This window comes from Salmonella sp. SJTUF15591 (genome assembly GCF_043356435.1).
GTDB lineage: Bacteria > Pseudomonadota > Gammaproteobacteria > Enterobacterales > Enterobacteriaceae > Salmonella > Salmonella enterica.
In genome coordinates this window covers 19,107-45,097 of sequence record NZ_JBEUJO010000005.1, presented here as the reverse complement: position 1 = coordinate 45,097, position 25,991 = coordinate 19,107, and the positions used below count along the sequence as shown (strand labels likewise).

30 protein-coding genes are annotated in these 25,991 nt (G+C 50.1%); 3 read left to right on the top strand and 27 right to left on the bottom strand.

Features of this window, described 5'->3' with window-relative positions; translation table 11 throughout:
- Positions 1–21: 21 nt before the first annotated feature.
- Entirely contained in the window at positions 22–1,218 is a 1,197-nt protein-coding gene (locus ABVM99_RS12905; protein ID WP_052938315.1) for an OFA family MFS transporter, read from the bottom strand.
- 115 nt (positions 1,219–1,333) lie between these two features.
- Here ABVM99_RS12905 and ABVM99_RS12900 point away from each other — a divergent pair, with 115 nt between their 5' ends.
- Both ABVM99_RS12900 and ABVM99_RS12895 read left to right on the top strand, forming a co-directional pair.
- Positions 1,334–2,260, top strand: a complete 927-nt coding sequence (locus tag ABVM99_RS12900) for a LysR family transcriptional regulator (protein ID WP_023194806.1) — start codon at positions 1,334–1,336, stop codon at positions 2,258–2,260.
- 37 nt (positions 2,261–2,297) lie between these two features.
- Positions 2,298–2,558, top strand: coding sequence for a YfhL family 4Fe-4S dicluster ferredoxin (locus tag ABVM99_RS12895; protein ID WP_023194805.1), 261 nt, complete (start codon positions 2,298–2,300; stop codon positions 2,556–2,558).
- A gap of 111 nt (positions 2,559–2,669) precedes the next feature.
- Here ABVM99_RS12895 and acpS read toward each other — a convergent pair whose 3' ends face one another.
- The 13 genes from acpS to ABVM99_RS12830 all read right to left on the bottom strand — a co-directional run bounded on the left by acpS (position 2,670) and on the right by ABVM99_RS12830 (position 16,103).
- The gene (gene acpS / locus ABVM99_RS12890; RefSeq protein WP_000986043.1) at positions 2,670–3,050 is read right to left on the bottom strand and encodes a holo-ACP synthase; all 381 of its coding nucleotides are present in this window, start codon (positions 3,048–3,050) and stop codon (positions 2,670–2,672) included.
- Positions 3,050–3,781, bottom strand: coding sequence for a pyridoxine 5'-phosphate synthase (gene pdxJ, locus ABVM99_RS12885; protein WP_000818972.1), 732 nt, complete (start codon positions 3,779–3,781; stop codon positions 3,050–3,052). The genes acpS and pdxJ overlap by 1 nt, the downstream gene beginning before the upstream one ends.
- 11 nt (positions 3,782–3,792) lie before the next feature.
- Positions 3,793–4,521 carry a DNA repair protein RecO gene (gene recO, locus ABVM99_RS12880; protein WP_000399380.1) on the bottom strand — a complete coding sequence of 243 codons (729 nt, stop codon included), beginning with the start codon at positions 4,519–4,521 and terminating at the stop codon, positions 3,793–3,795.
- An 11-nt stretch (positions 4,522–4,532) separates the two neighbouring features.
- Complete coding sequence (era, locus tag ABVM99_RS12875; protein ID WP_000102230.1) at positions 4,533–5,438, bottom strand: GTPase Era; 906 nt, start codon at positions 5,436–5,438, stop codon at positions 4,533–4,535.
- Positions 5,435–6,115, bottom strand: coding sequence for a ribonuclease III (gene rnc / locus ABVM99_RS12870; RefSeq protein WP_001068341.1), 681 nt, complete (start codon positions 6,113–6,115; stop codon positions 5,435–5,437). The genes era and rnc overlap by 4 nt, the downstream gene beginning before the upstream one ends.
- A gap of 273 nt (positions 6,116–6,388) precedes the next feature.
- Positions 6,389–7,363, bottom strand: a complete 975-nt coding sequence (lepB, locus tag ABVM99_RS12865; protein ID WP_000002559.1) for a signal peptidase I — start codon at positions 7,361–7,363, stop codon at positions 6,389–6,391.
- 16 nt (positions 7,364–7,379) lie between these two features.
- Positions 7,380–9,179, bottom strand: coding sequence for a translation elongation factor 4 (lepA, locus tag ABVM99_RS12860; RefSeq protein WP_000790154.1), 1,800 nt, complete (start codon positions 9,177–9,179; stop codon positions 7,380–7,382).
- Positions 9,180–9,517: 338 nt separating this feature from the next.
- Positions 9,518–10,822 carry a hypothetical protein gene (locus ABVM99_RS12855; protein ID WP_052938276.1) on the bottom strand — a complete coding sequence of 435 codons (1,305 nt, stop codon included), beginning with the start codon at positions 10,820–10,822 and terminating at the stop codon, positions 9,518–9,520.
- Between the two features lie 10 nt (positions 10,823–10,832).
- Complete coding sequence (locus ABVM99_RS12850) at positions 10,833–11,792, bottom strand: DUF6453 family protein (RefSeq protein ID WP_052938275.1); 960 nt, start codon at positions 11,790–11,792, stop codon at positions 10,833–10,835.
- Between the two features lie 8 nt (positions 11,793–11,800).
- Positions 11,801–14,521 carry a DUF1983 domain-containing protein gene (locus ABVM99_RS12845; RefSeq protein ID WP_023194825.1) on the bottom strand — a complete coding sequence of 907 codons (2,721 nt, stop codon included), beginning with the start codon at positions 14,519–14,521 and terminating at the stop codon, positions 11,801–11,803.
- Positions 14,521–14,919 (bottom strand): DUF6950 family protein, encoded by a 399-nt coding sequence (locus ABVM99_RS12840; protein ID WP_000682267.1) that lies wholly within the window; start codon positions 14,917–14,919, stop codon positions 14,521–14,523. The genes ABVM99_RS12845 and ABVM99_RS12840 overlap by 1 nt, the downstream gene beginning before the upstream one ends.
- A 6-nt stretch (positions 14,920–14,925) precedes the next feature.
- Positions 14,926–15,510: a hypothetical protein gene (locus ABVM99_RS12835; RefSeq protein WP_000967282.1), complete on the bottom strand. Its 585-nt coding sequence runs from the start codon at positions 15,508–15,510 to the stop codon at positions 14,926–14,928.
- Positions 15,510–16,103, bottom strand: coding sequence for a hypothetical protein (locus tag ABVM99_RS12830; RefSeq protein WP_000729325.1), 594 nt, complete (start codon positions 16,101–16,103; stop codon positions 15,510–15,512). Before ABVM99_RS12830 ends, ABVM99_RS12835 begins: the two co-directional genes overlap by 1 nt.
- Before the next feature lie 165 nt (positions 16,104–16,268).
- Between ABVM99_RS12830 and ABVM99_RS12825 the strand changes: the two genes are divergently transcribed.
- Positions 16,269–16,481: a hypothetical protein gene (locus ABVM99_RS12825; RefSeq protein WP_000064923.1), complete on the top strand. Its 213-nt coding sequence runs from the start codon at positions 16,269–16,271 to the stop codon at positions 16,479–16,481.
- Between the two features lie 38 nt (positions 16,482–16,519).
- Here the strand turns inward: ABVM99_RS12825 and ABVM99_RS12820 are convergent, their stop codons facing one another.
- The 13 genes from ABVM99_RS12820 to ABVM99_RS12760 are packed head-to-tail and all read right to left on the bottom strand — an operon-like array spanning position 16,520 to position 25,981.
- Positions 16,520–16,831 (bottom strand): hypothetical protein, encoded by a 312-nt coding sequence (locus ABVM99_RS12820; RefSeq protein WP_000171561.1) that lies wholly within the window; start codon positions 16,829–16,831, stop codon positions 16,520–16,522.
- A gap of 45 nt (positions 16,832–16,876) precedes the next feature.
- Positions 16,877–20,167 carry a phage tail tape measure protein gene (locus ABVM99_RS12815; RefSeq protein ID WP_023194826.1) on the bottom strand — a complete coding sequence of 1,097 codons (3,291 nt, stop codon included), beginning with the start codon at positions 20,165–20,167 and terminating at the stop codon, positions 16,877–16,879.
- 54 nt (positions 20,168–20,221) lie between these two features.
- The gene (locus ABVM99_RS12810) at positions 20,222–20,635 is read right to left on the bottom strand and encodes a hypothetical protein (protein ID WP_023194827.1); all 414 of its coding nucleotides are present in this window, start codon (positions 20,633–20,635) and stop codon (positions 20,222–20,224) included.
- Between the two features lie 57 nt (positions 20,636–20,692).
- Positions 20,693–20,983 (bottom strand): DUF4035 domain-containing protein, encoded by a 291-nt coding sequence (locus ABVM99_RS12805; protein WP_044128674.1) that lies wholly within the window; start codon positions 20,981–20,983, stop codon positions 20,693–20,695.
- A gap of 11 nt (positions 20,984–20,994) precedes the next feature.
- Positions 20,995–21,366, bottom strand: coding sequence for a phage tail assembly chaperone (locus tag ABVM99_RS12800; RefSeq protein ID WP_001129938.1), 372 nt, complete (start codon positions 21,364–21,366; stop codon positions 20,995–20,997).
- A gap of 27 nt (positions 21,367–21,393) precedes the next feature.
- Positions 21,394–22,098 (bottom strand): immunoglobulin domain-containing protein, encoded by a 705-nt coding sequence (locus tag ABVM99_RS12795; protein ID WP_020898870.1) that lies wholly within the window; start codon positions 22,096–22,098, stop codon positions 21,394–21,396.
- Between the two features lie 57 nt (positions 22,099–22,155).
- Entirely contained in the window at positions 22,156–22,503 is a 348-nt protein-coding gene (locus tag ABVM99_RS12790; protein ID WP_052938274.1) for a DUF3168 domain-containing protein, read from the bottom strand.
- Entirely contained in the window at positions 22,500–22,949 is a 450-nt protein-coding gene (locus tag ABVM99_RS12785) for an HK97-gp10 family putative phage morphogenesis protein (RefSeq protein WP_052938273.1), read from the bottom strand. The genes ABVM99_RS12790 and ABVM99_RS12785 overlap by 4 nt, the downstream gene beginning before the upstream one ends.
- Positions 22,946–23,284, bottom strand: a complete 339-nt coding sequence (locus ABVM99_RS12780) for a phage head closure protein (protein ID WP_020898872.1) — start codon at positions 23,282–23,284, stop codon at positions 22,946–22,948. The genes ABVM99_RS12785 and ABVM99_RS12780 overlap by 4 nt, the downstream gene beginning before the upstream one ends.
- 9 nt (positions 23,285–23,293) lie before the next feature.
- Entirely contained in the window at positions 23,294–23,620 is a 327-nt protein-coding gene (locus tag ABVM99_RS12775) for a head-tail connector protein (RefSeq protein WP_001648719.1), read from the bottom strand.
- Positions 23,620–23,862, bottom strand: coding sequence for a hypothetical protein (locus ABVM99_RS12770; protein ID WP_047595679.1), 243 nt, complete (start codon positions 23,860–23,862; stop codon positions 23,620–23,622). Before ABVM99_RS12770 ends, ABVM99_RS12775 begins: the two co-directional genes overlap by 1 nt.
- 43 nt (positions 23,863–23,905) lie before the next feature.
- Positions 23,906–25,123, bottom strand: a complete 1,218-nt coding sequence (locus tag ABVM99_RS12765; protein WP_010835821.1) for a phage major capsid protein — start codon at positions 25,121–25,123, stop codon at positions 23,906–23,908.
- A gap of 9 nt (positions 25,124–25,132) precedes the next feature.
- The gene (locus ABVM99_RS12760) at positions 25,133–25,981 is read right to left on the bottom strand and encodes a head maturation protease, ClpP-related (RefSeq protein ID WP_058799681.1); all 849 of its coding nucleotides are present in this window, start codon (positions 25,979–25,981) and stop codon (positions 25,133–25,135) included.
- Between the last annotated feature and the right edge of the window lie 10 nt (positions 25,982–25,991).

Below are 25,991 nucleotides of genomic sequence, written 5' to 3'. Positions count from 1 at the left end.
TTTTATTTCCTTATTATCTGATTAATGAATTTTGGCTAAAACCGTTGCGACATATTTCTTCGTTATCAGGGTCAACACGACTCCAATAAGCAATAGCACCGTTGTCAAAATAAATACTGTATTGTAGCTTCCGGTATATTTTGCAATAGTGGACGTTACATAAGGAGCAATAACCGCACCGACGGCAAAACCAAAATACATAAAGCCGTAGTTTAGCCCCTGGTTACGCATACCAAAATTCTGGCTGGTCAAGCCAGGGAAGATAACTAATATACCGGCATAAGCAAAGCCCACGCCCAGAGCGCTGAAATAAAATACCGAAGTATTGCCATTGAAGAAAAATAACAGCAGCATACACAAGCAAGTAAAGAGGTAAACAATAACCAGCGTATTATAGCCGCCTAATTTATCGGTTAACCCTCCCCAGAACAGGCGACCGATCGAGTTAAATATCGAGACCAGGCTAACGACTAATGCACCGGACAGTAAACCGTACTGCGTCATACCAATTTGCGCAGAACTTGAGCTAATTACCATCCCAGAGAACACGCCCAGCGCCAGAATCATAAACAGCAGCCAGAAGCGCAAATCTTTCAGCATGTGCCGATAGTCTTTATCCAGTGGCGACGCTTTAATTCCTCCACTATCTTTTGCTGGCGCGCTACGAATAAAGAACTGGACGATAAAAATAACCACCAGATAAACAATACCAAGATATAACAACGCCCGACTAACATCGTGAGTTTGCGCCATAAAATATTCGGCCAGGCGGGTGCAAAGTAGCGTCCCGACGCCAACACCCGCCAGTACGATACCGCTGGCCAGACCGCGACGGTCAGGGAAAAATTTCAGAATATTATTAAGATTACCCGTAAAAGCCAGGCCCGATCCCAACCCGGCAATGACGCCGTAGGTTAAAAACAGCATAGGCAAATTATCCACAAACCCGGACAAGATAAAACCTAAAGAAAACAGGATACCGCCGATAACTATCGCCTGCTTTCCTTTACCATTGTCGATCATTCTCCCGCCCCAAATCATCGGTAAAGGAATGATCCCCATGTTGATAGAGAATGCTAACGCCAGCGTAGCCGGATCCCAGTGATATTGCGCCATGAGTGGTGTTTTGAAATAGCTAAATGCGTAGACGCCCCCGAGCACAAAATTGATGCACACGTGAGCGGCAAGCATTCCCCAGCGGTTGATTGATGCCGACATAATTTTCCCTTTTTAAAATGCACTGATCACAGTTTAAAAAAAGCAAAATAGGCAAACAATTTGGTATTTTTTATAATCGTTATAACAAAACCCAATCGATTGGCATTAAATTTTAATGAATATCAAACAACTACATTCCTTCCTGATATTGTGTGATGAATTACATTATGGTCGGGCAGCCAGTCGCCTGTTTATCACTCAGCCATCATTAAGTCAGCAAATCAAACAACTTGAGTCATCACTTAAAACAATATTATTTAAGCGAAAAGGTAGAGGAATTAAATTAACAAAAGCAGGCATTATTTTGCAACGACACGCTAACAAAATAATGCTGGATTTAAAAAATGCCGAAAATGAACTTCTTCCCTATCAGGATCAACAGCGCGATACTATTTCAATCGGGGTGTCAGGCAGCTACCTGGTCCTGCCCGCTTTTCGCAACTTTATGGCGCACCATCCGGAAATATCTTTAAATGTTAAAGAGTTCTCAACTGAGCAAACCATTAAAAAGCTGACGGATAGCGCCGTTGATATTGGCATTGTTTATCGAACAACGCTCCCTGCCCAGCTAAGCTCGACCATGCTGTTTGAAGATGAAATTATCGCTGCAATCCCACTTTCTCATCCTCTGGCGACACGCGAACGTCTGCATCTAAAAGATTTAAACGACCAGCCCATTATCGTGCTTAATGACTCTCTGCTATTAAGAGGGATCATCACCACAGAATTTAATAACCGCAAAGTCGTCCCTAACGTCATCTGCGAACTGGATAACCACTACTCATGCCTTGAGTATGCCGAAGCGCAGATTGGCATCGCATTTATTACCCGCTCGCTAACCCATTTATCGACACCCAAAAATGTTCGCCTGGTTTCACTGGGCATCCCCGCATTCTTTATTCCTGTCATGCTGGTGCACAGTAATGACCTTTCACTGGATAACGCAACCATCTGCCTGCTCAAGCAGATCAAAAATTTTTACACTGTAGATAACAAATCAGCGCCAGAAAAGAGCTGGCCCGAGCAGAAAATAGGCGTATAATGCCCGCCCGATTTGTGTTGTTTCTGAGAATTTCCTGATGGCGCTGTTAATCACCAAAAAATGTATCAATTGCGATATGTGCGAGCCGGAGTGCCCGAATGAGGCGATTTCAATGGGCGACAGCATTTATGAGATTAACAGCGACAAATGCACCGAGTGTATAGGCCATTACGAAACGCCGACCTGTCAGAAAGTCTGCCCGATCCCCAATACGATTTTGCAGGATCCCGCCCATGTCGAAACCGAAGAACAGTTGTGGGATAAGTTTGTTCTGATGCATCACGCAGATAAACTGTAAGCGGGTTAACGCACTTCCAACGCAACAATGCCTGATGGCGCTATGCTTATCAGGCCGACAATATATCGGCCTGTAGGTCAGATAACGTGTTTACGCCGCCATCCGGCAAATCTAACTTTCCAGAATGACCGTGGCGCAGGCGTAATGGCGTTCATCGGCCAACGTGACATGCATGTGCGCCACACCGAGTTTTTCCGCCAGCGTTAACGCCTCGCCCCACAGCCGCAAACGTGGTTTTCCCAGCTCATCGTTAAACACTTCGAACTGATTGAACGCCAGACCGTTGCGGATGCCGGTGCCAAAAGCTTTCGCTGCCGCCTCTTTGACCGCAAAACGCTTGGCGAGAAAACGCACCGGCTGCTGATGCGTCTCCCAGATAGCCCACTCGTTGTCACTGAGCACACGCCTTGCCAGACGTTCGCCGGAACGGGAGATCACTGCCTCAATGCGGGCAATCTCTACAATATCCGTTCCCAGGCCGAGAATCGCCATTAGCCGCGCGCTTCCAGCATCAAACGTTTCATTTCAGCCACCGCCTCTTTCAGCCCCGTCATCACTGCCCGACCAATAATGGCATGACCGATATTGAGCTCGTGCATTTCCGGCAGTGCGGCAATAGCTTTGACGTTATGGTAGGTCAGACCATGACCCGCATTTACTTTTAGCCCCAGACGGGCCGCCAGGGTCGCGGCGCTGGCAATACGCGCCAGCTCTTTTGCCTGTTCCGCATCGGTTTCTGCGTTGGCGTAGCAGCCGGTATGGATTTCGATAAACGGCGCGCCGACTTCCGCCGCCGCGTTGATTTGCGTTTCATCGGCATCGATAAAGAGCGAAACCTGGATGCCAGCCGCCGCCAGGCGCGCGCAGGCATCACGCATTTTATCGCGCTGTCCGGCCACATCCAGACCGCCTTCGGTGGTGACTTCCTGACGCTTTTCCGGCACCAGACAACAGAAATGCGGCCTGGTTTCTACGGCGATCGCCAGCATCTCTTCGGTCACCGCCATCTCCAGATTCATACGCGTATGCAGCGTCTGACGCAGAATGCGCACATCGCGATCGGTAATGTGGCGACGATCTTCGCGCAGGTGTACGGTAATACCGTCCGCGCCTGCCTGTTCAGCAATAAACGCCGCCTGTACCGGATCCGGATAGTCGGTGCCGCGCGCATTACGTAACGTGGCAATGTGGTCAATATTGACGCCTAACAGTAATTCAGCCATGACAATCCTCGTTAATCTTTCTTCGTTTTTACTGTGCGTTTGGGCATAAATTGCCGGAACAGCTCCCGGCTTTTTAACGGTTTTCCCCCAAGATACGGCTTTAATGCCATACGGGTAAAGCGTTTAGCGGCACGCAGGGTATCTACATCCGGAAATTCCCGCGCCTCCAGCGCTTTCAGGTGCCGTCCGGTAAAGGTGTTGTTATCGATGACGACGCTGGCGAAAAAGCCTTTTTCTTCGCGGTAACGGTAGGTCATGGTGTCATCCACCCGTTCGCCGCTGCCTGCACAGTGGGTGAAATTGACGCCATACCCCAGATGTCCCAGCAACGCCAGTTCGAAACGTCGCAACGCCGGTTCAGGCGAGCCGGTGGTTCCCGCCAGCGCCTGAATACAGTTCAGATAATCAAAAAAGAGTTCGGAGAAGCGCGTTTCATATTCCAGTACGCGAGAGAGGAGTTCGTTGATGTACAGGCCGCTATAGAGCGTAATACCGCTTAACGGCAGCGCCAGAGAAACTGCCTCGGCGCTGCGCAGGGTTTTCACCTCGCCGCGTCCGCTGTAGCGTAGCAATAACGGCGTAAAAGGCTGTAACGCGCCTTTCAGATTGGAACGTTTAGATCGCGCGCCTTTGGCGACAAGGCGCACGCGCCCCGATTCTTCCGTGAAGACGTCCAGCATCAGGCTGGTTTCGCTCCAGGGGCGACTGTGCAGGACAAATGCGCGCTGCCACCCTTCCACGCTGTGTTAACTCACAGATCGTCTACGTAACCGAGACTGCGCAGAGCGCGTTCGTCATCGGCCCAGCCGGATTTCACTTTCACCCACAGTTCCAGGTGTACCGGCGCTTCAAACATCTCCTGCATGTCTTTACGCGCTTCAATACCAATGGTTTTGATTTTGGCGCCTTTGTTGCCAATCACCATCTTCTTCTGCCCTTCGCGCTCGACGAGGATCAGCCCGTTGATATCATAGCCGCCGCGTTCGTTGGTAACAAAACGTTCAATCTCAACGGTAACGGAATACGGCAGCTCGGCGCCGAGAAAACGCATCAGCTTTTCACGAATGATTTCAGACGCCATAAAGCGCTGAGAGCGATCGGTGATGTAATCTTCCGGGAAGTGATGAATCGCTTCCGGTAAATGTTTACGCACGATACCGGCAATGGTATCGACGTTCATACCCGTTTCAGCAGAGATGGGTACGATATCAAGAAAGTTCATCTGGCTTGCCAGGAACTGGAGGTGCGGCAGCAAATCAGCTTTTTCCTGCACGTTATCCACCTTGTTAACGGCGAGAATAACCGGCGCTTTGCCATCGCGCAGTTTGTTCAGGACCATTTCGTCGTCCGGCGTCCAACGGGTGCCTTCCACAACGAAAATCACCAGCTCAACGTCGCCAATCGAACTGCTCGCCGCCTTATTCATCAAACGGTTAATGGCGCGCTTTTCTTCCATATGCAGTCCCGGGGTATCGACATAGATTGCCTGATACGGGCCTTCGGTATGAATACCGACAATGCGGTGGCGCGTGGTCTGCGCTTTACGGGAAGTGATCGAAATCTTCTGCCCAAGCAGTTTGTTCAGCAAGGTGGATTTGCCAACGTTCGGACGTCCGACGATGGCAATAAATCCGCAGTAAGTTTTGTCAGTGCTCATTCCAACTCCAGTTTTTTCAGCGCCTGTTCGGCGGCAGCCTGCTCCGCCTTACGACGGCTGGAACCCGTGCCAACCACCGGTTCGCTCAGGCCGCTGACCTGGCAGTGGATAGTAAATTCCTGATCGTGCGCCTCGCCGCGCACCTGCACAACCAGGTAAGATGGCAGCGGCAGATGGCGACCCTGCAAATACTCCTGCAAGCGCGTTTTAGGATCTTTTTGTTTATCGCCCGGACTTATCTCATCCAGACGGGTTTTATACCAGTTAAGGATTAACTGCTCGACGGTCTGGATATTGCTATCGAGAAATACTCCGCCGATTAACGCTTCAACGGTGTCCGCCAGAATGGACTCCCGACGAAATCCGCCGCTTTTTAATTCGCCTGGCCCTAAACGCAGGCACTCGCCTAAATCAAACTCACGGGCTAATTCCGCCAGCGTATTACCACGTACCAACGTGGCGCGCATACGGCTCATATCTCCCTCATCCACCCGTGGGAAACGGTGATAAAGCGCGTTAGCGATAACGAAGCTCAGGATTGAATCGCCTAAAAATTCCAGGCGTTCGTTATGTTTACTGCTGGCGCTGCGATGAGTTAATGCCTGCTGCAACAGCTCCTGATGATTAAAAGTGTAGCCCAGCTTCCGTTGAAGCCGATTAATTACGATGGGGTTCATGCGATACCAATAAATGAATGCGTCAACAATCCAGCACACGAAACAGACCTGATACACGTCATCTGTCCTGCCGCATCGCTGCAGCGGAAAGAAGGTTGTCTATAACCAACGCTGTTTCGTGTGCCGTGGCGACCAAACGGCGCCAACCTAAAACTTCGGGGGAATATTCTATACACAACGACAGGGGATGTCGTTAGTCTGAGGGAATTTATCCAGGAAATAATTCACGCTGCCGCTAAAAAGACGGCAGCGTGAACGATCATTTCGTCACAGTTAGTGAATACCGCCGATACGACTCAGGCGTACGCCTGTCGGCCACTCCCCTTCCTGCTTGTCAAAGCTCATCCAGATAGCAACCGCTTTACCGACCAGATTCGCTTCCGGAACAAATCCCCAGTAACGGCTATCCGCGCTGTTATCGCGGTTGTCGCCCATCATGAAATATTGTCCCGGTGGTACAACCCAGGTCGCCAGCGGTTGTCCTGGCTGTTGGTAATACATGCCCAACTGATCCTGAGCTATCGGCACCATCAGGATGCGGTGCGTCACATCGCCCAACGTCTCTTTACGTTCGGTCAGGCGAATGCCGTTTTCTTTCGTCTCGTTTAGCGGAACCTCAAAGAAACCGCTGGTCGCTTCTCCGCCGTTACGGCGGGCAAAGGTCTGTACAAAATCACTCGGCTCAACGTTAGAGTAGGTAACCGGCAGCGCATTTTCGCACGCCTGACCGGAGCTACAGCCAGGCTGAATCGTCACCTCTTTCGCAACCGGATCATAAGTGATTTTATCGCCCGGCAAACCGACTGCGCGTTTGATGTAATCTAACTTAGGATCTTCCGGATATTTAAATACCACAATATCCCCGCGCTTTGGATGACCGGTTTCAATCAGGGTTTTCTGGTAGATCGGATCTTTAATGCCGTAGGCAAATTTTTCCACCAGAATAAAATCGCCGATAAGCAGTGTCGGCATCATTGAGCCTGACGGGATCTGAAAGGGTTCATAAAGAAATGAACGAACGATCAGAACGATCGCCAGAACCGGGAAAACCGACGCCCCGGTCTCCAGCCAGCCCGGCTTAGGCGCCACTTTATTGAGCGTAGCGTTATCCAGCGCATCTCCCGACGCCGTTTGCGCGGCAGCCTGGCGCGCCCGACGTTTTGGCGCGAAAACAAACTTATCAACGCACCATAAAATGCCCGTCACCAGTGTGGCTATCACCAGAATCAGGGCAAACATGTTCGCCATGCCAACTCCTTAGGGATTATTTATTGTCTTTACCGACATGCAGAATGGCGAGGAACGCCTCCTGAGGCAGCTCGACGTTACCGATCTGCTTCATGCGTTTCTTACCTTCTTTCTGTTTCTGCAGCAGTTTTTTCTTACGACTGATATCACCGCCGTAGCACTTCGCCAGCACGTTTTTACGTAACTGTTTTACCGTCGAACGGGCAATAATATGCGTACCAATCGCCGCCTGAATCGCGATATCAAACTGCTGGCGTGGGATCAAATCTTTCATCTTCTCCACCAGCTCGCGACCACGGCTTTGCGAGTTATCACGGTGCGTGATCAGCGCCAGCGCATCGACACGTTCGTTGTTGATTAACACATCAACACGCACCATGTCGGAAGCCTGGAAGCGCTTGAAGTTATAATCCAGAGACGCATAGCCGCGCGACGTTGATTTCAGACGGTCAAAGAAGTCGAGCACCACTTCCGCCATCGGGATTTCATAGGTCAACGCGACCTGGTTACCGTGATACACCATGTTAGTTTGTACGCCGCGTTTCTCAATACACAGCGTAATAACGTTACCTAAATAGGCTTGTGGTAACAGCATATGACATTCGGCGATAGGCTCGCGCAGTTCATAAATGTTATTCAACGGCGGCAGCTTGGAGGGGCTATCAACATAGATAGTCTCTTTCGCCGTTGTTTCTACTTCATACACCACGGTCGGCGCAGTGGTGATCAGATCCAGATCGTATTCGCGTTCCAGACGCTCCTGAATGATCTCCATGTGCAACAGGCCGAGGAAGCCGCAGCGGAAACCAAAGCCCAGCGCCGAGGAGCTTTCCGGTTCATAAAACAGTGAGGCATCGTTCAGGCTCAGCTTGCCGAGCGCGTCGCGGAAACTTTCATAATCGTCGGAGCTGACCGGGAACAGACCTGCATAGACCTGCGGTTTCACCTTCTTAAAGCCCGGCAACGCTTTTTCCGCTGGGTTACGCGCTGAGGTTAAGGTATCGCCAACCGGCGCGCCGAGGATATCTTTAATAGCGCAGACCAGCCAGCCTACTTCGCCGCACTTCAGCTCGGTACGATCAACCTGTTTCGGCGTGAAGATCCCCAGGCGGTCAGCGTTGTAGGTCTGCCCGGTGCTCATCACTTTAATTTTGTCGCCTTTACGCATGGTGCCGTTTTTAATACGCACCAGCGATACCACGCCCAGGTAGTTATCGAACCAGGAGTCAATAATCAGCGCCTGCAGCGGGCCGTCCGGATCGCCTTGCGGCGGCGGGATATCGCGCACCAGGCGTTCCAGAACATCCGTCACGCCGACACCCGTTTTGGCGGAGCAGCGTACCGCGTCCGTCGCATCGATACCGACAATGTCTTCGATTTCTTCCGCCACACGCTCCGGATCGGCGGCCGGCAGGTCAATCTTGTTAAGCACCGGCACCACTTCAAGATCCATTTCCATCGCGGTGTAGCAGTTCGCCAACGTTTGCGCTTCTACGCCCTGGCCGGCATCCACCACCAGCAGCGCGCCCTCGCAGGCGGCTAACGAACGGGAAACTTCATAGGAAAAGTCAACGTGTCCCGGCGTGTCGATAAAGTTCAGTTGATAAGTTTCACCATCAGACGCTTTAAAATCCAGCGTCACACTCTGGGCTTTAATAGTAATACCGCGCTCACGCTCAAGATCCATCGAATCAAGTACCTGAGCTTCCATTTCACGGTCAGACAGGCCACCGCAGATTTGGATAATACGGTCAGACAGCGTCGATTTACCGTGGTCAATGTGAGCAATGATGGAGAAATTTCTTATATTCTTCATAAATATGAATTTTTTAACTCGCTATGCTGATAAATTTTTCTTGATGGACACAGCGGTGGACATTCCACAATAACTACCCCATCAACGACTGGCGTGCATATTACACTGTAGCTTTGAAATCGTCAGCATACGATCTGCTGATCAACTTACGATGTTACATCACAATAGAGGTCTGTACGATCTATAAACCTACAAACACGGTTACAGTCAGTCCTGACTAAACAGCGGCCGGCCTACCGCAATCACGTTCTTGCAGACAACGTGACTGCGGCACCTTTACCGATACCCAGCCGGAAATTTTCTGTACAGCGTCGACAGTCCCACGTCATAAATGATCGCTACACATTATTACCATCAGTTCGCTCTTCCTTCATCCTGGCTTCCACCATAGCGATATGGACGGCTTCCTGTTTCTGATTCCAGATGCTGTCAGCCGGCATTTCAACACGCACAGAAACAAATGAGTCTGACGGTATATCAATCGGATCTCCATTTGTCAGATTATCAATCTCGTTTCTGGCAAATTTTGGCGATTGCGGATGTGTACGATGGTATGTTTTTACAAGAATCGAACCGTCTGTATTTACCTCATAATCAAGCCAGATACGGGGTTGCTTGTTTATATCAAGCGGGATATCAAATCCTCCGTCAGTACCGCCCCATGCAGCATCAGCGTTCATCCCCAGACACCCAGATATCAAATACTCCCCAACGGCAAGCCGCGTTACCGTTATTCCCTCCGACTCATTGTTTACATCAAAACTACCGTCTGCATAAATTTTAACAACCGGAGACGCTATCTTTATAAAACCATTTGTGTCTACTGAGGTATTGAGGTCCCTGACCAGAAAGTCCCGCCAGTTGGTTAACCGCGGAGAGCTTCCGCCAAATCTTTGACGAATTCGCGGAGCAGACTCCTGTATTGACGGGAATGAAACTTGTGAATAATTACCGTTTTCACCAGTATTTCCTGATTCAGAAACGTTCAGAATAGTTGAATATGGATATGGTTTACCATTACCACCAGCTTCCTGCCCATCACCGAGGAAAAACGAACATGTTGGTAAATGTGGATCACCTGCATTTGTCACATTTCTGTTTACCTGAAGCGCCCCTATACCATTACATGCAGACTGATGGGTATTACCCCCGGTCCCTCCCTGATACAGGCTTAATGGTGTGGTTAATCCGGCTATACTGGTTATATCGCGATTAGCTCCACTCGAAGCCTTTTGGTTAAGTGTTTCACTAATGTTATTCCACGAAGGGCCGTTCCACGCAGAACCATCAGGTAATTTGATTGTTATGTTACCGGCTCCACTAAAAATGCTTTGCCAGTTCTGCTTATCGTAATTCAGTCCTCGCAATGCCTCAGCGCTTTGAGCCACCAAGGCAGCCGTGACCATGTTCAAAGTAACACGAGGCACGGCAGACCACGCAGCGCCGGATTGTGTCGGGCCTGTGTAAACACTAACCAGCGTCAGTGATGTATTGTTATTTACTGTTTTAACCGGGAGTGTATAAGGGATGCCGCCGACAGTTACGACAATAAAATCACCAGCAGCAAGTTCTGTTGTAAAGGATGTGCCGCTGCCAGTAACAGCATCAGCGCTATTGGTAAGAGTTAAGGTTCCTGCTGACATGAATATTTCCTCAATACATATCCGGAAGGACAAGAATTGGCATATTGATATTTTGATTAAATGACATATCAAATCTGTTGTCATTGTAATTACCAACAACCTGGTTATACGCTGAACGGATGTTTCCACCTGACATTACCACGCCCTTTTTCCTTATATTAAAATATCCATCCACTCGTCTTGACTGTGCGCCAGTGAATACTATCTGACAATATTTATCACCTATGTATTGATTATTGTCTGTTACCGTTAGTTGCTGGTCATACACAAATGGCCGCTTCACTGTTGAAAACGTCACCTGCCCAGCCGAATTAGTCATGGTAATTCCATCACCGGCTACAGGCGCGGTATTATTGAAAATTACCAGTTCCATTGTTACAGATGCGGAAACATCATCCCGTCCTGAGTAATTGATGTCTCTTACAATAATATTTGCTCCGTCAAATCCTACAGACACATTATTGTTATCCCACTTCCCGAATGGTATTCCTGATACGGGAAGCGCCATCGAGCCGTTGACTGTCACCGTGCCAACGTAAGCACATGTCATTAATCTTGCCTGATTCGAAATTGCAGTGAAATCAGTAGAGTTGGAAACGAGAAGTCCTTCGTTGTAAGTAGCAGCAGGGAGAATTTCAAATACAGTTCCTGCCCAGTTTGGTATTCGCTGGTAGTTCCCCCTGTTTGTACCGTTAACAGTCACACCGTTGTCTCCGTTTCTTGTAACGGATGTCATATATATCGGTAAAACTATCCATGTCTGATTGTCTGCGAACTCCTGAACGTCAACCGGACGTGTCGGTAAAACAAAAACTGTGGAGCCTGACGTTAATGGAGTATTAACCTGAAACTGGTTTGCCCCCGTACCGTAACCAGCAAAACTTGTGCAGAATGACGGGGCACGGAGCCCCGCTGTAATCGCCATCACAGGACGGCCATCGTTGTAATCTATCAGTATTCCTTCTGGCATATTTCACCTTATGTCCAGCGACCAACAACAACACGACCACCTCCTGAGAGATTTACTGTGATCCCATTGCCGTCAATGCGAGTAACGTTATTCACTCCGTTAAATGCAAATTCACCGCTGTCGGCATAGAGTTTCCCATGGAATTCTGGGCTACCAGATTTTGGTAAATTCCATCCGCGTCCACCACCACCGGGGATAAAGTTTGCAGACTGAAGTGAATCGGTAATTTTCGCAAAATCGATGGATGCTTCCTGAATTAATGCGCTACGAATAAATACCTGTCCGTTATAGACGAAGAATGCAGCCTGCCAGTTGCCGGGGTTATTACCGGAATAAATGCCGAACTGATCCGCGGCAAATACAACGGTAGATTTATAGCTATTCCCCGATGGCTCGATAGACATGCCGAATCCGGTGTTATATTTCACACCGTTCCTGACAATCCCCATATTGAGTGTGTAAGAGGCTTTTGCAGTCCCATCACTATTTACCTCAGCTGTCATCTTCTGGTTAACGGCTGATGTAAGGCTACCTTCAGGGCCAATCTGCGCCTGAACATATGTGGACAGGTCAGCAAGTCCCTGCTCAGCAGTCGCTACCGTAGTTTTCACGACCAGGATATCGGCACGTACCTCACCGTACTGCTGATACTGGTGCTCAACAGTACCGTGGTTCGCCAGCGAATTTTCCATAATTCCTTCGAGGTTGGTATCGACCCCATCTTTAACATTCTGGAATGCATCAGATTTTTGGATGCCGTCATCAATAAGATCCATCAATTCACCGGTATCCATCGAGCATAATGCCGGCACTTCAACGAATGCTGATACACCGAAAGCGTTAATCGTCCTGATGTACCAATAATAGGTATGACCTGCCTGTAACTGGTTGCTGGTCCATGTGGTACCGATACCCTCTCTGCTGGCATTCCCCTCAACGATTTCAGCCGTTGTGCCGGAAAGCTGAGTTTCTCCTGATGTCCAGAAGTCAAATTGGGTGGAAACATTGGTTATGGACTCAAGCCTGGGGATCATCGTGACTGCAAAGAACCCCTGCTCAATATCGACGTGCGATGGCGGCGGAGGCGCTTCAATGCTGAACTCCAGATAACCTTCCGGCGATTCTGCCCCCATCTGGTTAACAGCAATAACATGAGCGGTATAGGTATCTTTTGGTAATCCGCTAAGACGCGTGAACGTCCCGGGGACCTGGACGGACATGACCATCTGGCCATTGCGACGAATGATCACTTTGTTGTAGACCACCTGTCCGATGTTCTGCCATGACAAAATCCCCTGTACGACCTGACCAATTTCCTCCACGGTGTATTTCAGGTTCTGCGGCTGCGCCACGCCGCCTGATGGCAACTGAGTAAACGGTGGCCGCTCGATCGGTTTACCGATGACATCGCCCCAGACATCTGCTGTTTCCTGCTTTAGTGTCAGTTGGACGCCATTCTGAACGCCGAACTTCCAGTCAGTTACCCGCATCTCAACATTCACGATACCGATAGACGGGAAATTCACCTTCACATACATTCCAGGGCGGTAACGGTACCCGCTCAGATTTAACGTTACGTTCATCGTCCTGGCGATACGGGTGCGCTTTAACTTCACGTCTGCCAGACGCTGGGCCTGAAATTCAGAGGTCACAAATCGCAGCTTCATATCCTGCGATATTTCTACTCCGTCTTCCGTCACCCATTCACCGACAGACACAGAGGGGAAATCCGCTTCGGTATATCCCTGTTGCGGATCAACAAACGTCCCCTTGATGGTGTTAACGCGTTCCGCCTGAGAGACTTCCGGCATGATTTCGATATCACCGGCCAACTGGCTTTCAGTGATCACTTCGGTAGCTGGTCCGTAATACGCCCCGACCAGAAGGCCATGTTTGCCAGCTGTATACGTTACATCCCCGGCGCACGCTGCCAGCATCCCTTCCAGAATACTGACTTTGTTTTCACTGAGATCGAACTCACCGTTGATGGTATAGCGCTTCTCAACAGTATTGCCGCCAGTAATCACATCCTCATCACAGATATTCGCCGCTTCCTTAAACTGGTCCCAGAGAATATCGGTGTCAGGAACTTTCAGGTAATTGCGGTAATAGTCCAGGATAACCAGCGCCGCATTATTGCTGTAACCCGTTAACCCGGTACGCGGGTCATAAATAGCCCGCCCCTGCTTTTCTACCTTGATGTTAGGGATACCTGCCGGGAATTTTTCGGCATTGAATTTCAGGGATACGCGCAGCCAGGTGATCCCTTTCCCGATCATATCTTCTTTCCATGACGGGCAGTTTTCCAGCATGTAAGGATCCGCCGTCTGTCGGTTGGTGTGCACCTCGAAAAAGGCATGCTCAGGATAGCTACTGATCGGTTCGTCACCCAACCAGACAGTCTGTACACCTGATAACGGGTGTCCCGCCAGGGCAATGGCCAGATGCAGCATTTCGCCATCATCCTGTTCGCCAGCCTGCTCTTCGGAAAAGAACAAAGTGCCCGCCGACGTTGAGCGACCGTAAACAACGGTTTTGGCACTGGCCGCAGCGCGCAGAACCTGTTTGCGTTCAGACGTATCACGGTTGGAATTCAGCGACGGGGTCTTGGTCAGCGCCTGAGTGGCAATCTGTGCGGCGACGGTGATAACCATCGCAATGGCATACATTTCATTTGCCGCTGCCACACCTGCGGCAATGGTGGCAACAATAGGAACAGCAGCAGGCATTAACGTACCCTCCAGACACTCAGCGGTTTAACCCGCAGTCGGACAAGACCATTTTCTCCCGGAACCCATACAACGCCGGAATACACCACTCCGGCACACCGCGCCCCGGAATTTTCAACAATGGCAATATCCCCTCGCTGCGCCAGCTTCACCGGTACTTCATCGAGATATCGAGCAAACACTTTTTCAAGTGAGCCGCCACCGCGAAGAATCGCCTTTTTTGCTCCCATTTCGCTGTCATACGTTCCGCGCCAGCCTTCCGCAAAATCTTCGCCGCACATGGCCTGAACGCAGTCCGCAGCGAACAGGCAGCAGTCATGACTGCCCCATAAAAATGGCCGCTTCTCAGCGGCCCTTATTACGGTGATTAATCTGTTATGCCAGTCCGGATGCTTCATGCTTCCTCACTTATAGATAAATCCTGGTGCATCTTTTTTACTGCCCCAATAAATCGATCGTTCAGCCATCTGCGCCACATACCGGAATATACGGTCGCCGGGATAAGCGGCCTGCTGCGATTCATCGGTATAGCGATCAGGGAAAGGACGCTGCCAGTCTTCAAAAATATTACTGATGGTGTACTGCAGGGCGTTCTTACCGCCAGCGGTCGCCCCCGTACTGGATACCCGCCCTTTAAACAGGAGATCGGCAACCTGGACAACACCGTTATCATCCATGGCCACCAGATAGATTTCGGCATTTCTGCCCACACATCGCTCATTCAGCATGGTGGCAAAGAGAGCCATATCCAGCCCTGAGAGGGTCATTTTGACCTGCGTGGGGCTGGTCGTGCTGGTTTCACTGGCATCATCAACAGAACCCATACGGCCCATGCCGTAATAGACATAACCACCAAGAATCAGTGTCCCGGTACCGGAATGCACATAGACGGTACCGGATTCAAACTGAATATTGGCGGCGATCGCGGCCGTCACCCTGTCGCGGGATAACCAGTCCACCATCGAATCAGAAAAGGGGGAATACAGCATTAGAATGCCTCCTCAAGCTCCAGCGTGTAACTGGTAAAAACACCCGGCACTCGGTTACCGGCACCCTGCTGGTTATCCTTCAGTTTGAAAATGCCGTAGGGTTTCGCGACTTCAATGGCTGCATTAGCAGGCGGCGAACTACGCAACATCGGGGCAAATACAATCATTGCGGTACCGTTCGCTGCGCTCGTCACGTCGGCCGTAACCATCTTCAGCTCGTCATTAACAGTGAAATAATCGCCCTGTCTGAGCACCACTGCTCCCGGCGTCCAGCCCTTACTCTGGATCTGGGTTCCGGTCTGATTAGCGCCATCAATAACAGGCGCTCCAGCAGGTGCTCTACCACTTCTCCCCCAGTCGCGAACTTTTACCCTGCCATACTCGCCATCGAGGGAAGCCACCAGAGCATCAATGCGCCTGGATTTTTCATCTGTCAGGTTATTAAAGGTCAGGGAACATACCCAGCGGGTGCCGGGGAAGCGAGCTGTCTGCGATGAGCCATTGAAGGGGGAACGAAAAGTTTTGGTATTGCTTTCTGGTCGCCACGTCAAAGACGCCGGACAGACATCTTCCGGCCATTCAAGTGCAGCCATAAATGCTCCTGGATAAATACGCGCAACGGCGATACTGATCATTTGTCAGGGTGTTACGGGACATTAACCCTGGTTAAAGTGTGTGGTTCAGCCCGCCAGTGGTTGGACACTGGCGAAATCATGAAAAGGAGGGACGGCTGATTACCTCTATAAAAAGGATAAATTATGTCTAATCACAAAATTAATATTAACATTAAAACAAATACCAATAACTTAGAGGAAGTTAATGAGGAATTAACTCGGTTAAAGTTCATTATCGGAGTTCTGCTTGCAAAATTCCCACCACTCCAGCGTGATGAATTTATCAAAGATTTGGGACGGTTTGGACTGACAGAGGAAGCTGCACTTTATTCAAATTTCAACCCGAAACCTGAATAAATCATTCAAGTGTAAACTTAAGAGGTCATACTCAATATTTAAGTCACATTGACTACACCCTCGAAATATTTTGCGGTCTGTATCCGGGCCGCTTCAATAATCTTCACGACAACATTTTGAGCATACTCTTTTGCACGCTGATTGTACCCTTCAAGTGTAAAATCTGGAGCGAGGTCTTCGCTGTAATGGATAGTGGCCACATTTTCTTTGCCAATTTTCACCGACACATTACTGCCAATGCGTTGTGTCGATGACATGCGTAAATTTTCTCCGAAGGAAATTCTTACTCCATTCTCTTTCGGAAACCCTACTGTAAATTCAAGTGGCTCAACTCGTTGTTCTAAAGTCATAATTATCTCCCTCCTTTCGGCTAATTAAATTAATGATGCAGTCCATCACACGCCTAACAAACGACGCGCCTGCCCTCGATTAGAAAAATCCTGAAGCAAATCCTGACGCGCCTGTTTAGCGCCATCGTTCGCCCCCAGCCGGGCTGCTTCCAGCATTGCCTGTTTCAGTGCTGCATCACCATTACCGGATATGGTGAAATGCTGGGTGATGTGCTGAGTGATGCCATTTCCGGCTGCCGGAGACTGTGAACCAACCACACGAACTCCTAACGATCCGTCAGCGGAGCGGGTTAACGGCATGATAGCTTCCGGCCCAGCTTCCCCCATCAAGCCTGCGCCTTTGGCGAAGGCAAAATAGGTAGGCGAACTGACGATGCTGTTACTGTATGCGCTGAGGCTTGCAGAAGCATAGGCGCCACCTTTTGCGTTAAGTTGAAGTCCTGACGCTGCTGAGTTGTAAGCGCCGGACGGAGTACTGCCAGATACAGCGCCTGCGCCCGCCCCAAACATACCGCCGATTGAACTGAAAAAACCGCTATTACTGGTTGAGCGCAAAGAATCCACCAGCATCGCATTGAGGATAATTTTCTGCATAGACTGAAGCACAGAACTGGCCCAGTCCTCCCAGTCGACCTTATTACCGGCCAGAGCATCAGAAATATTCCCCACCAGTCCGGTCATGGCATTGTTTACCAGGTCAGCAGACTGAGAGGCATAGTCCGAGGCGGTGTCAGCCCAGTTAGCGAATCCTTCACGCATGCCATCCGCCCAGTCACTTCTCTGAGCATCAGAAGCAGCATAGAAACCTTGCTGATCGCGCAGGCGCTCATCGAGATAACGTTTATTTAAAGCCAGGGCTTCTTGGTAGAAAGCTTCGTCTATTTCACCAGTTTGCCGTTGCCGAAGCAGATCAGTATTCTTCTCTTCAAATTCCTTACGGATATTGAATTGTTCCTGAAGCCTTTCGCGAAACCGAGAACCCTGACCGTAGCCGATTAGTTGAGCCTCGTTCGCTGCGCGGGAGCTGGCGTTACTGTCTGCAAGATTCGCCTCGTAATTTCGAAGTTGCTCACGTATTTTTTGCTGATCAATGAGCGCAGCATTCTGCAAAAGAGTCTGTTTCTGGGACTCTGTCAGCGTCGCCAGTTCGCCCTGACTAACCTGGTATTTCAGTTTTGCCAGTTCGGTATTTTGACCAGCCAGAGCGATCTGCTCTTTCTGCTGCTTGATCAGCTTGTCATAGGTATCAGCTGTTTTTTCCGCCTCGGATTTCCCGCCCTTATGGCGGCTGGAGTCACGAATTGCTTGCAACTGCCTGGCAGACTCAACTTCCATGCTGACATACTTCTCACGCCAACCAGCCGGGAGATTAATGTCAGATGCATCGAATTCCGCCTGCTTTCGAGCCTTATCCAATCCCTGAAGGCCAGATAGCTCGAGCTGTCGCTGTGCTTTCTCAATAGCTTGTTGTTGCTTTGAATCAAGCGCTGGAAGGACTGGCCCTGCGTATTTTGGCGGTGAAACTGGTGTATACTGCTTGGTTACTTTATTCAGACGATCATACATTTCCGTCAGAGAGCCAACCGCCCCTGCCATTTCAACGGTTTTATTTATAGCTTCTCCCTGAAGCTTATTTTGGTTTGATATTGTCTGATTTAACCTTGAGGTAGTTTCTGCTATATCCCTGGAAATTTTATCGTATTCGCGCTGATATTTTATCGCATTAATGACATAACCGTTATTGGTGTCATTCTCTACGCCGAACTGCCTAGCTAAGTCCGTATATTGCTTAATAGACGCACTTGCACTGTCTTGCTGATCTCTTAAATCATTTAATTTCCGTTTTAAAGCATCAATTGAGTCTCCGGCATCAGCTATAGCCCCCTTAATTTGTGCCGGACTCATCTGTTTCGACTTTTCTACTACTTCGTCCAAAGTTGATGCGTACTGAATAGCAGATTCACGCGCTTGCTCCTGTTTTTGATACATGGCGAACCAGGCACCCGCACCAAGCATCAAAATTCCAGGAATACCACCAACAAGGGATAGCAGCCCAGATGCACCGGCTTTAACCAAATTCATAGCCGATGTCATTTTGTTCAGCGCTTCCTGAGAAGTTGCCACAGCACGGTTTGACTGCACAAGTGCGGCATTCGCAGCGATCATCGCCTGGCGCTTCGCAATAGCATTTTGCGTTGCCAGGGCTTCAGCATTGGTATTTTTCGCCAGAGCCAGCTCTGACTGGGCGAGCTGATAGGCTCGTTCAGCGGCCAGAGCATCAGCAGCCGCCTTTCTTTGCGATTGGGTAGCTGATTCGGCGCGGGCAGCTGCCAGGGCAATTTCATTTTTACGAGCGTCAATCAGGTTAGCTGTTTCGCTGCCGAGATCGCTCAACTTTCCGCCCAAATACCGGGCACCACCGATAGATGCTAAAACACCTGCAGCAGCCGCAACTGTATCAATATTGTCAGCCACTCCATTCATCACGCTGACCAGAGTAGCTGTCGCTCCGGTGGCTTCATTTGCTCCGCCAACCCAAGCCATGAAAGCATTTTCAATTTTTGTCGTTGCGGCTGACACGGTCTGCGGCATTGCCTCGAATTCACCGCGCATAGTGCCAAGCTGGCTAATCAAGGCCGGGACTACTTTATCAGCAGTTAGCAGACCTTGATCGGCCATTGCCTTCAGATCTTTACGGGCTACCCCCATCCCTGCGGCAAGAGCACGGATAACCCGATCTCCGTTTTCGTTAACAGAATTGAACTCCTCGCCGCGCAGTACACCCTGTGCTAACGCCTGACTAAATTGGGTGATTACAGAGCTTGCTTCTGCCGTACTGGCCCCGGAAAGCTTCAGCCCGGTTGAAATGGCCTCGGTAACGTCCAGCACTTGCTGTGAGCTGTAACCATATTCACGCATTGATGCAGCGGAACGCGCAAACAGGCTCGCATTATCAGAGAAGGCGGTGCCGGTTCGTTGGCTGATATCCATCAGCGCACGTTGAGATTCCGTAAAATCATCAGATGACTGGGAGGCCTGCTTAAGACGGGCATTAACAGAGCTCCATTCATCGGCCAGTGATATCAGATGACCGGTGGCAAATGCTCCAGCAAATGCACCTGCCATCCCCAGAGCCGACGCCTTCGCAGTATTTATCTGACTGGTAACCTCCGCCAGTGCGCGCTGAGTCTCCCGAGACGCTGCAGCTGCCTGACGTCCTCCGGTCTGCATTACCCGGTAATAGTCATTACCCATTCGAGAGGCTCGGGAAATTTCTGACTGAAACGACTGAGAGTTTGCAGATATTTTAATGATCAGTTCGCGCAAAGTAGCCATATTTCACCCATAAAAAACCCGCCAACGGGCGGGTATCTTATTTATATTGTAAAATCAAAATGCTGTTGGCGAAAATCTATAATCACCATTAGCACCATAACCGATTCGATAAATTAATGTTTTATTTAAAATAACATCAGCACCTACCTCAACCATACCTCCAGCACACCAGCCATGAGGCGTTGCACTTAAAATATGTCGCCCAGGCTTAGCGTAAAACGTCACTTTTTCTCTTGTGCTTAAATCGGCTATTGGATTTCCATCCAGATAAACGCTTGCAAGACATGCACTCCCAATAAAGCCGGAATCGCGTTTAACAATTATGACTCCGGTATCTGACGTCTTGCTTGTCGCTTTCTTATCCCAGATCCTATCCGGTGGAACAACAGATGCTTGCTCAGTATTCACGGGTTGAGTAGAACAACCAGCCAATAATGTTAAAACTGCAACCAGAAGTATTTTTTCCATTTTAAATATCTCCAGAATTATTAGTCGAACAAATCCTAATATTTTCTGGGCTAAATGTCACTGCGTCGCAGCTGTAAGCGCCGCCTCAAGCCCGGCAAACGGGTCTGCACCTTCTTCATCAGGATCACGCTGCCAGCGCAGCAGCATGTCACTCATCGTGGCTTTTGCACCCTGAGCATTAAACACAGCCGTTGCAATTTGTGCCGCCTGAATGTCTCCCCGGATATCACCTATTGGGCTGTGTTTATCAAATTCAGCCCAGAGCCTGAGTTCACTGGCAGACATAGTATCCCGAAGCTCTGATAGCGTGCGCCCCATGCGGAGCGCAAGCGACATCAGAAACCGCATGCCGGGCTGTGCTACTTTCCCTCAGCTTCCTTCGGGTCAGTGGTCAGATTAAGAGCCTGGCGCAGCAACCGAGCATGAACAGGGCCATACACCGCTTCAACATCGGCAAAATCATTTTTGCTGAATACCGGTTCACCATGTTCGTCAAACAAAACATCAATAAACAGTGTGACATCTGCGCGGAGATTGCGGTGCGCACGTTCTGACACGGACAACTCACCATCAGTATCACCAGGTTTAATCACGTCCTGCCAGTGCAACCATGCTTCTGCTGATGGTTCCCGAAGGACAACCTTCACACCATCCCATTCCGGAACAGTAACATCAGTATGACGAAATGCTGACGCTCTGGACAGTGCCAGTTCTTTAAGACTCTTAGCCATTTTTTATCCCTGATTAAAGAAGATGAGTTATGCCACCGTTACTGTGCAGGTTGATGAGGTAACTTTTCCGGCAGGCGTGGAGGCGTCAGTAACCTCACAAACATAATCACCGGCATCACCTGAGGCAGTGTTTGCCTTGTTGAACGTTGCAGTCGTCTGCCCACTAACTGCGCTACCGCCCTTCTTCCATACGTAGGAATAAGGTGTGGTTCCTCCCGCTGCCACTACCGTCAGTGATAAAGCTGATCCAGATGTTACGGATTTGGTATCAGGCAGATCGGTGGTAAGGCGCAGCGCGTTATCAATTTTCGTTGGCTTACCTTTCAGACGTAGCGAGAACGTTGCAGCCACTACGCTGTTTGTCCCTGAAGACCAAGTGTGCTGGCGAACTTCAGCCAGGAACTGGAAGCCGATCCCGGAAGGGAAAATGATTTTGAAGCCATAGGAGGTGTCATTGTCATATGCTTCACGCAGGGCATCCTGTGCAGGGTTAGAGTAAAAGTTACCCGACAGTGAGATTTCTGACTGAGCGCCCAGGCCGTTAATGTTTTCCTGTTCTGTAGAACACAGCGTTGTGACGTCGATATCCTGTTTCTGGCCACCAGTGAATTGCACCTCTTTAATGGTGCACTGCAAATCCAGATACGTTGCTGAACCGACCGTTTCTGGCGTTGCCGGGGCAGAAGTGATCTGAATCTTCGTGCCCTGTGATTTTTCATAAAGTGAGGACATAACTGTCTCCTGAAAATAGAAAACCTGCCGAAGCGGGTCTGTGAGTTAATGGATGTGTCAGGCGATTACCTGAAATTCCAGCGTTGACCGGTAATACCGGGACTCTGGTTCATAACTGGGTGTTTTGCTTATGTTGGTAGGATTAAGTGGTTTAACTGCCTGTAATGCCATATCCCGGATTATGCGTGCCTCGCTGATCGTCAAGGCATACACGTCAACCTGAACAGAAACGTTAGATTCCGCCTGTCCACACAGAACATCAGCGGTCACATCAGAAATAAGTGAAAAAATTACCCACGGTGGAGAAATTGAAGGCTGACCGTCACTGCCGAGCGGTGCAACGTAGGGATAAACCTGTCCACCGGCCAGAGGCTTCAGCAAAAGATAAAGGTCATCTTCCGTCATTTTCTTAACGCCTCGTCAATCGCCTGGTTCATGCGCCTGATCGCGACCTCCGTCGCCTGCTCCTGGCGCACATCGAACGCAGGGCGCACAAACGGATGAGGCGGCATATTTACTGTCCCCATCTCAACAAACCGCCAGTAAAACGCATTTCGCGGATCACTGGCTTTCATGGTGTTGTCGCTATTACCGGTTCGCATGTTGCGACCACGGATATGTACGCCGGAAGTAATTTCACCGCGGCGTCGTGAGCGCTGAGTCAAAACGACCACGTTTTTCTTCAGTTTTCCGGTTCTCTCAGGAGCGCGTGCGATCACTTCTTCCTTAAGCACTTCTGCCCCGGCGCGTGTGGAATCACGCAAAACCTTGTTATTTTCAGCGCGGCTAAGTAACTCCAGGTCTTTTGCTATATCATTCAACCCGGAAAAGTCGAGGCTCGTTTCAATCATTTTTCTGCCCCCTGCTTGCATAAAATTTCGAGCTGAACACCGCGAGAATCAGAAATCGGTGGGCCAATGATATTCAAAATGGCACCCTTGAACGGTCCAGTGATAACCCTGAGTCTGGACGCAGCAGTTATATCGTTACGAAATCGTGTCCAAACCCTGATAGTGGCTACAGCGGTTTCAGCACCGGCCGCTACAATTTCACGGCCACTGATGCCTTTGACTTCTGCCCATGTACTCGCACCGTCATGCCACGTTTCAACAGGCTGACCAGAAGGATCTCTGGATGTTGTGATGTTCTGAACTACCACCCTGTCTCTCAGTCTTCCGGCCTGCATAAAATCCTCCTACACACCGTAAATTCGGTATGGCTGAAGCAGGGCTTCAACTGCAAACGGGACATCTGTAGCGGTCTGACCGACGGCCACTGATTCTCTGTTGGCATACCAGTGACCTATCAGCAGTAACATGGCCGCCTTAACATCATCATTGAGGAGAATCTGGTCAGGATCTTCTGCGTAGCCTGGGCTGCTTTCATTTTCATAGAGCGTGCGGCGCGTCCATGTCTGGACATACCGGGCTGCCGCACCTGAGTAAATCTCCAGCAGAGCATCATCACCCGTAAAATCGGTATCAATGCGACAATGCTGTTTCACCACAACAAGCTCAAGCATCACTTTCTCGCCTTTTTGTCTGCTTTTGTCTCCGGCTGTTCCGGCTGTTCCGGCTGTTCCGGCTGTTCCGGCTGTTCCGGCTGTTCCGGCTGTTCCGGCTGCGCAGAATTATCGACCTCAATCAGATGTGCATATCCTTTATTAATCAGTTCGCGTCCGTGCTGCTCAATGGTTTCGAATACCGAGCCTTCGGTAACCACGTCGCCGTTTATGTACAGCGGCTTTTGTGCAATTATTTTCATAGCTCACTCCCATAAAAAAGCGGCCCGCAGGCCGCAGCAGGTTTTATGCGCCAGCAGGTGCCGGGACAGTGAAGGAACCATAGATGAATGCTTCCGGACGTTTGACTGCCAGTGCCAGACGCTCTTCACAACGAATTGAGATCATGTTTTTCTCAAAATCGTCGGCGTTTTCAGTGGAAATAACCACATTGGCATCCTCACGATCAAAAATCTGCGCACCAGCATTAAATGCGCCTGTCAGGAACTTGCCCTTAAATGCCGCAGCTTCGGTCGCCACCACCGGAAGCCCCCACAATGTCGGGCCAGTCAGACCTGATGGATTGGCAAGGATATAACGCCCAAGCGTGTCTTTAGTGAGTTCGATTTTTGCCCAGTCGATAAAGTGCAGAACATGCCCTGACGCCGGGAAGCGCGCCAGTTGCGCCTGCAGCATTGCCAGGCGCAGGTCATCAATGCCGTTTTGCTGTTCAACCCTGAATTCTGCACTGAAGGCCGAAGCCTGCGGAACGATACCGTGCAGATGAACGCCGGTACCGTCACCAAAAAGGATTTCCTGCTCTTCAACATATTTCAGGCCGTAGCGCATTTCGGCATCAACGGTGGACTGTAACTGTGCGAAGTCATCCAGAATCTGTTTTGACGCCTTGAACATATGCGCAATGGTGGTTACCGGGGTGATCTTCGTGGCGAACGCAATATCGCTGTACGGCTTGGTTGTGTTCTCCGCAACCACGGCGGCTTTGTTGGTAAAACCCGTCTGCTGAACCCAGAAGATTGCCGGAGATGATGTGCGACCAGGTGCAATCAGATCACGTATAAACAGGCGTTGTTTGGGGGTAGTATCAATACCCGGCAGGCGCTGAGGCTCTACCACGCCTTCAGCGACACCGGAGGAGATAAGTGCAGCGTTTACCGGGATGCTGACGCGTTTCCCTCCTTCCACGCTGGCGGAAAATGTTTTAAGAGCTTCCGCAGAAATGACCTGTTGGCCAACCGTCTCAACAATATGTTTTGCATTGGCCAGCGGCATCTGCGCAACATGCTGCTCAAGTTCCCCTATTGCCGCCTTCAGCGTTTTTTCAGCTTCACGCAGGGCGTTAAATTCAGACGCCATCTTGTCAACGGCTGCCTTTGTTTCTTCTGACAGTTTGCCGGACTTCTTCGCTTCTTTAAGTGCATCTTCAGCCCTGGCATTAAACTTATCCGTCGCTTCTTCAATGCTGGCGGTAACTTTTTTCAGAATTTCATTTACTTCAGACATAAAAGGTCCTTATTTGACTAACGCAGCGAGGGCGTTTTCAAGAGAATTGATGATTTCAGGTTTTATTTCTTCGGCAGCGCCCGGCGTGCCGTCATGGTTGGTGGCAGCGCCAGACATGCCACCGGACAGGGCTTTAATCAGTTTCCGGCGTTCAGAGCGCGGAGTGTTGGACTTTGCCAGCAACGCATCGAGCTTACGCAACGCTGCAGCAGGAGTTTCGTCACCGTCAATTACGGCATCAGCAGAAAGAAGGCTGTCGGCCAGACCTTTCTCCACGGCATCGCTACCGCCGATGTAGCTTTCGGCATCCATCAGTTTTTGCACTGTGGCCATATCAAGCCCGGAGCGTGCGGCGTAAATGTCAGCCATTGCGTTATCAAACGGTTCGAGAGAGGCAGATAATTCAGCAAAGTCATGCCGGTTACCCATTGCCACCACCCAGCAGTTGTGGATCACCAGGAAGGCCCCACGACCAATCTGAATATCATCCCCGGCCATCGCGATAACAGAGGCGGCGCTGGCGGCAATGCCCAGCACCTTGACCGTAACTTTCCCCTGGTATTCACGCAGTAGGTTGTAGATGGCCAGGCCTTCGAACATGTCACCGCCAGGGGAGTTGATATTGACCGTGACGTCGGCGCCATTCATCGCCCGTAGCGCACCGGCGATACGTTTGGCTGTTACGCCTTCACCCCAGTAGTCCTGCCCGATCACATCAAAAACAGAAATACTGTTGTCGTCAGTGGCCGCAGCTTTGATCCCGCCGTTCCAGCGGTCCAGTGCGGAAGGAAGGGTTTCACAGGTAACGCGCGCACAGGGGCGCCCCGCCGGTGCTACCGGAAGTTGTTTTTTGCTCATCAGGAAAGTG

What these genes read in the sequence shown, in the direction of transcription:
- lepB (WP_000002559.1), bottom strand. Translation starts at nt 7,363, where the DNA reads ATGGCGAACATGTTTGCCCTGATTCTGGTGATAGCCACACTGGTGACG.
- ABVM99_RS12785 (WP_052938273.1), bottom strand. Translation starts at nt 22,949, where the DNA reads ATGATTGAAACGAGCCTCGACTTTTCCGGGTTGAATGATATAGCAAAA.
- rnc (WP_001068341.1), bottom strand. Translation starts at nt 6,115, where the DNA reads ATGAACCCCATCGTAATTAATCGGCTTCAACGGAAGCTGGGCTACACT.
- pdxJ (WP_000818972.1), bottom strand. Translation starts at nt 3,781, where the DNA reads ATGGCTGAATTACTGTTAGGCGTCAATATTGACCACATTGCCACGTTA.
- ABVM99_RS12895 (WP_023194805.1), top strand. Translation starts at nt 2,298, where the DNA reads ATGGCGCTGTTAATCACCAAAAAATGTATCAATTGCGATATGTGCGAG.
- ABVM99_RS12835 (WP_000967282.1), bottom strand. Translation starts at nt 15,510, where the DNA reads ATGCTGTATTCCCCCTTTTCTGATTCGATGGTGGACTGGTTATCCCGC.
- ABVM99_RS12800 (WP_001129938.1), bottom strand. Translation starts at nt 21,366, where the DNA reads ATGGCTAAGAGTCTTAAAGAACTGGCACTGTCCAGAGCGTCAGCATTT.
- ABVM99_RS12820 (WP_000171561.1), bottom strand. Translation starts at nt 16,831, where the DNA reads ATGACTTTAGAACAACGAGTTGAGCCACTTGAATTTACAGTAGGGTTT.
- ABVM99_RS12790 (WP_052938274.1), bottom strand. Translation starts at nt 22,503, where the DNA reads ATGACGGAAGATGACCTTTATCTTTTGCTGAAGCCTCTGGCCGGTGGA.
- ABVM99_RS12760 (WP_058799681.1), bottom strand. Translation starts at nt 25,981, where the DNA reads ATGAGCAAAAAACAACTTCCGGTAGCACCGGCGGGGCGCCCCTGTGCG.
- ABVM99_RS12770 (WP_047595679.1), bottom strand. Translation starts at nt 23,862, where the DNA reads ATGAAAATAATTGCACAAAAGCCGCTGTACATAAACGGCGACGTGGTT.
- ABVM99_RS12840 (WP_000682267.1), bottom strand. Translation starts at nt 14,919, where the DNA reads ATGAAGCATCCGGACTGGCATAACAGATTAATCACCGTAATAAGGGCC.
- era (WP_000102230.1), bottom strand. Translation starts at nt 5,438, where the DNA reads ATGAGCACTGACAAAACTTACTGCGGATTTATTGCCATCGTCGGACGT.
- acpS (WP_000986043.1), bottom strand. Translation starts at nt 3,050, where the DNA reads ATGGCGATTCTCGGCCTGGGAACGGATATTGTAGAGATTGCCCGCATT.
- ABVM99_RS12845 (WP_023194825.1), bottom strand. Translation starts at nt 14,521, where the DNA reads ATGCCTGCTGCTGTTCCTATTGTTGCCACCATTGCCGCAGGTGTGGCA.
- lepA (WP_000790154.1), bottom strand. Translation starts at nt 9,179, where the DNA reads ATGAAGAATATAAGAAATTTCTCCATCATTGCTCACATTGACCACGGT.
- ABVM99_RS12815 (WP_023194826.1), bottom strand. Translation starts at nt 20,167, where the DNA reads ATGGCTACTTTGCGCGAACTGATCATTAAAATATCTGCAAACTCTCAG.
- ABVM99_RS12810 (WP_023194827.1), bottom strand. Translation starts at nt 20,635, where the DNA reads ATGGAAAAAATACTTCTGGTTGCAGTTTTAACATTATTGGCTGGTTGT.
- ABVM99_RS12905 (WP_052938315.1), bottom strand. Translation starts at nt 1,218, where the DNA reads ATGTCGGCATCAATCAACCGCTGGGGAATGCTTGCCGCTCACGTGTGC.
- ABVM99_RS12855 (WP_052938276.1), bottom strand. Translation starts at nt 10,822, where the DNA reads ATGTCAGCAGGAACCTTAACTCTTACCAATAGCGCTGATGCTGTTACT.
- ABVM99_RS12830 (WP_000729325.1), bottom strand. Translation starts at nt 16,103, where the DNA reads ATGGCTGCACTTGAATGGCCGGAAGATGTCTGTCCGGCGTCTTTGACG.
- ABVM99_RS12780 (WP_020898872.1), bottom strand. Translation starts at nt 23,284, where the DNA reads ATGCAGGCCGGAAGACTGAGAGACAGGGTGGTAGTTCAGAACATCACA.
- ABVM99_RS12795 (WP_020898870.1), bottom strand. Translation starts at nt 22,098, where the DNA reads ATGTCCTCACTTTATGAAAAATCACAGGGCACGAAGATTCAGATCACT.
- ABVM99_RS12765 (WP_010835821.1), bottom strand. Translation starts at nt 25,123, where the DNA reads ATGTCTGAAGTAAATGAAATTCTGAAAAAAGTTACCGCCAGCATTGAA.
- ABVM99_RS12900 (WP_023194806.1), top strand. Translation starts at nt 1,334, where the DNA reads ATGAATATCAAACAACTACATTCCTTCCTGATATTGTGTGATGAATTA.
- ABVM99_RS12850 (WP_052938275.1), bottom strand. Translation starts at nt 11,792, where the DNA reads ATGCCAGAAGGAATACTGATAGATTACAACGATGGCCGTCCTGTGATG.
- ABVM99_RS12775 (WP_001648719.1), bottom strand. Translation starts at nt 23,620, where the DNA reads ATGCTTGAGCTTGTTGTGGTGAAACAGCATTGTCGCATTGATACCGAT.
- ABVM99_RS12825 (WP_000064923.1), top strand. Translation starts at nt 16,269, where the DNA reads ATGTCTAATCACAAAATTAATATTAACATTAAAACAAATACCAATAAC.
- ABVM99_RS12805 (WP_044128674.1), bottom strand. Translation starts at nt 20,983, where the DNA reads ATGCGGTTTCTGATGTCGCTTGCGCTCCGCATGGGGCGCACGCTATCA.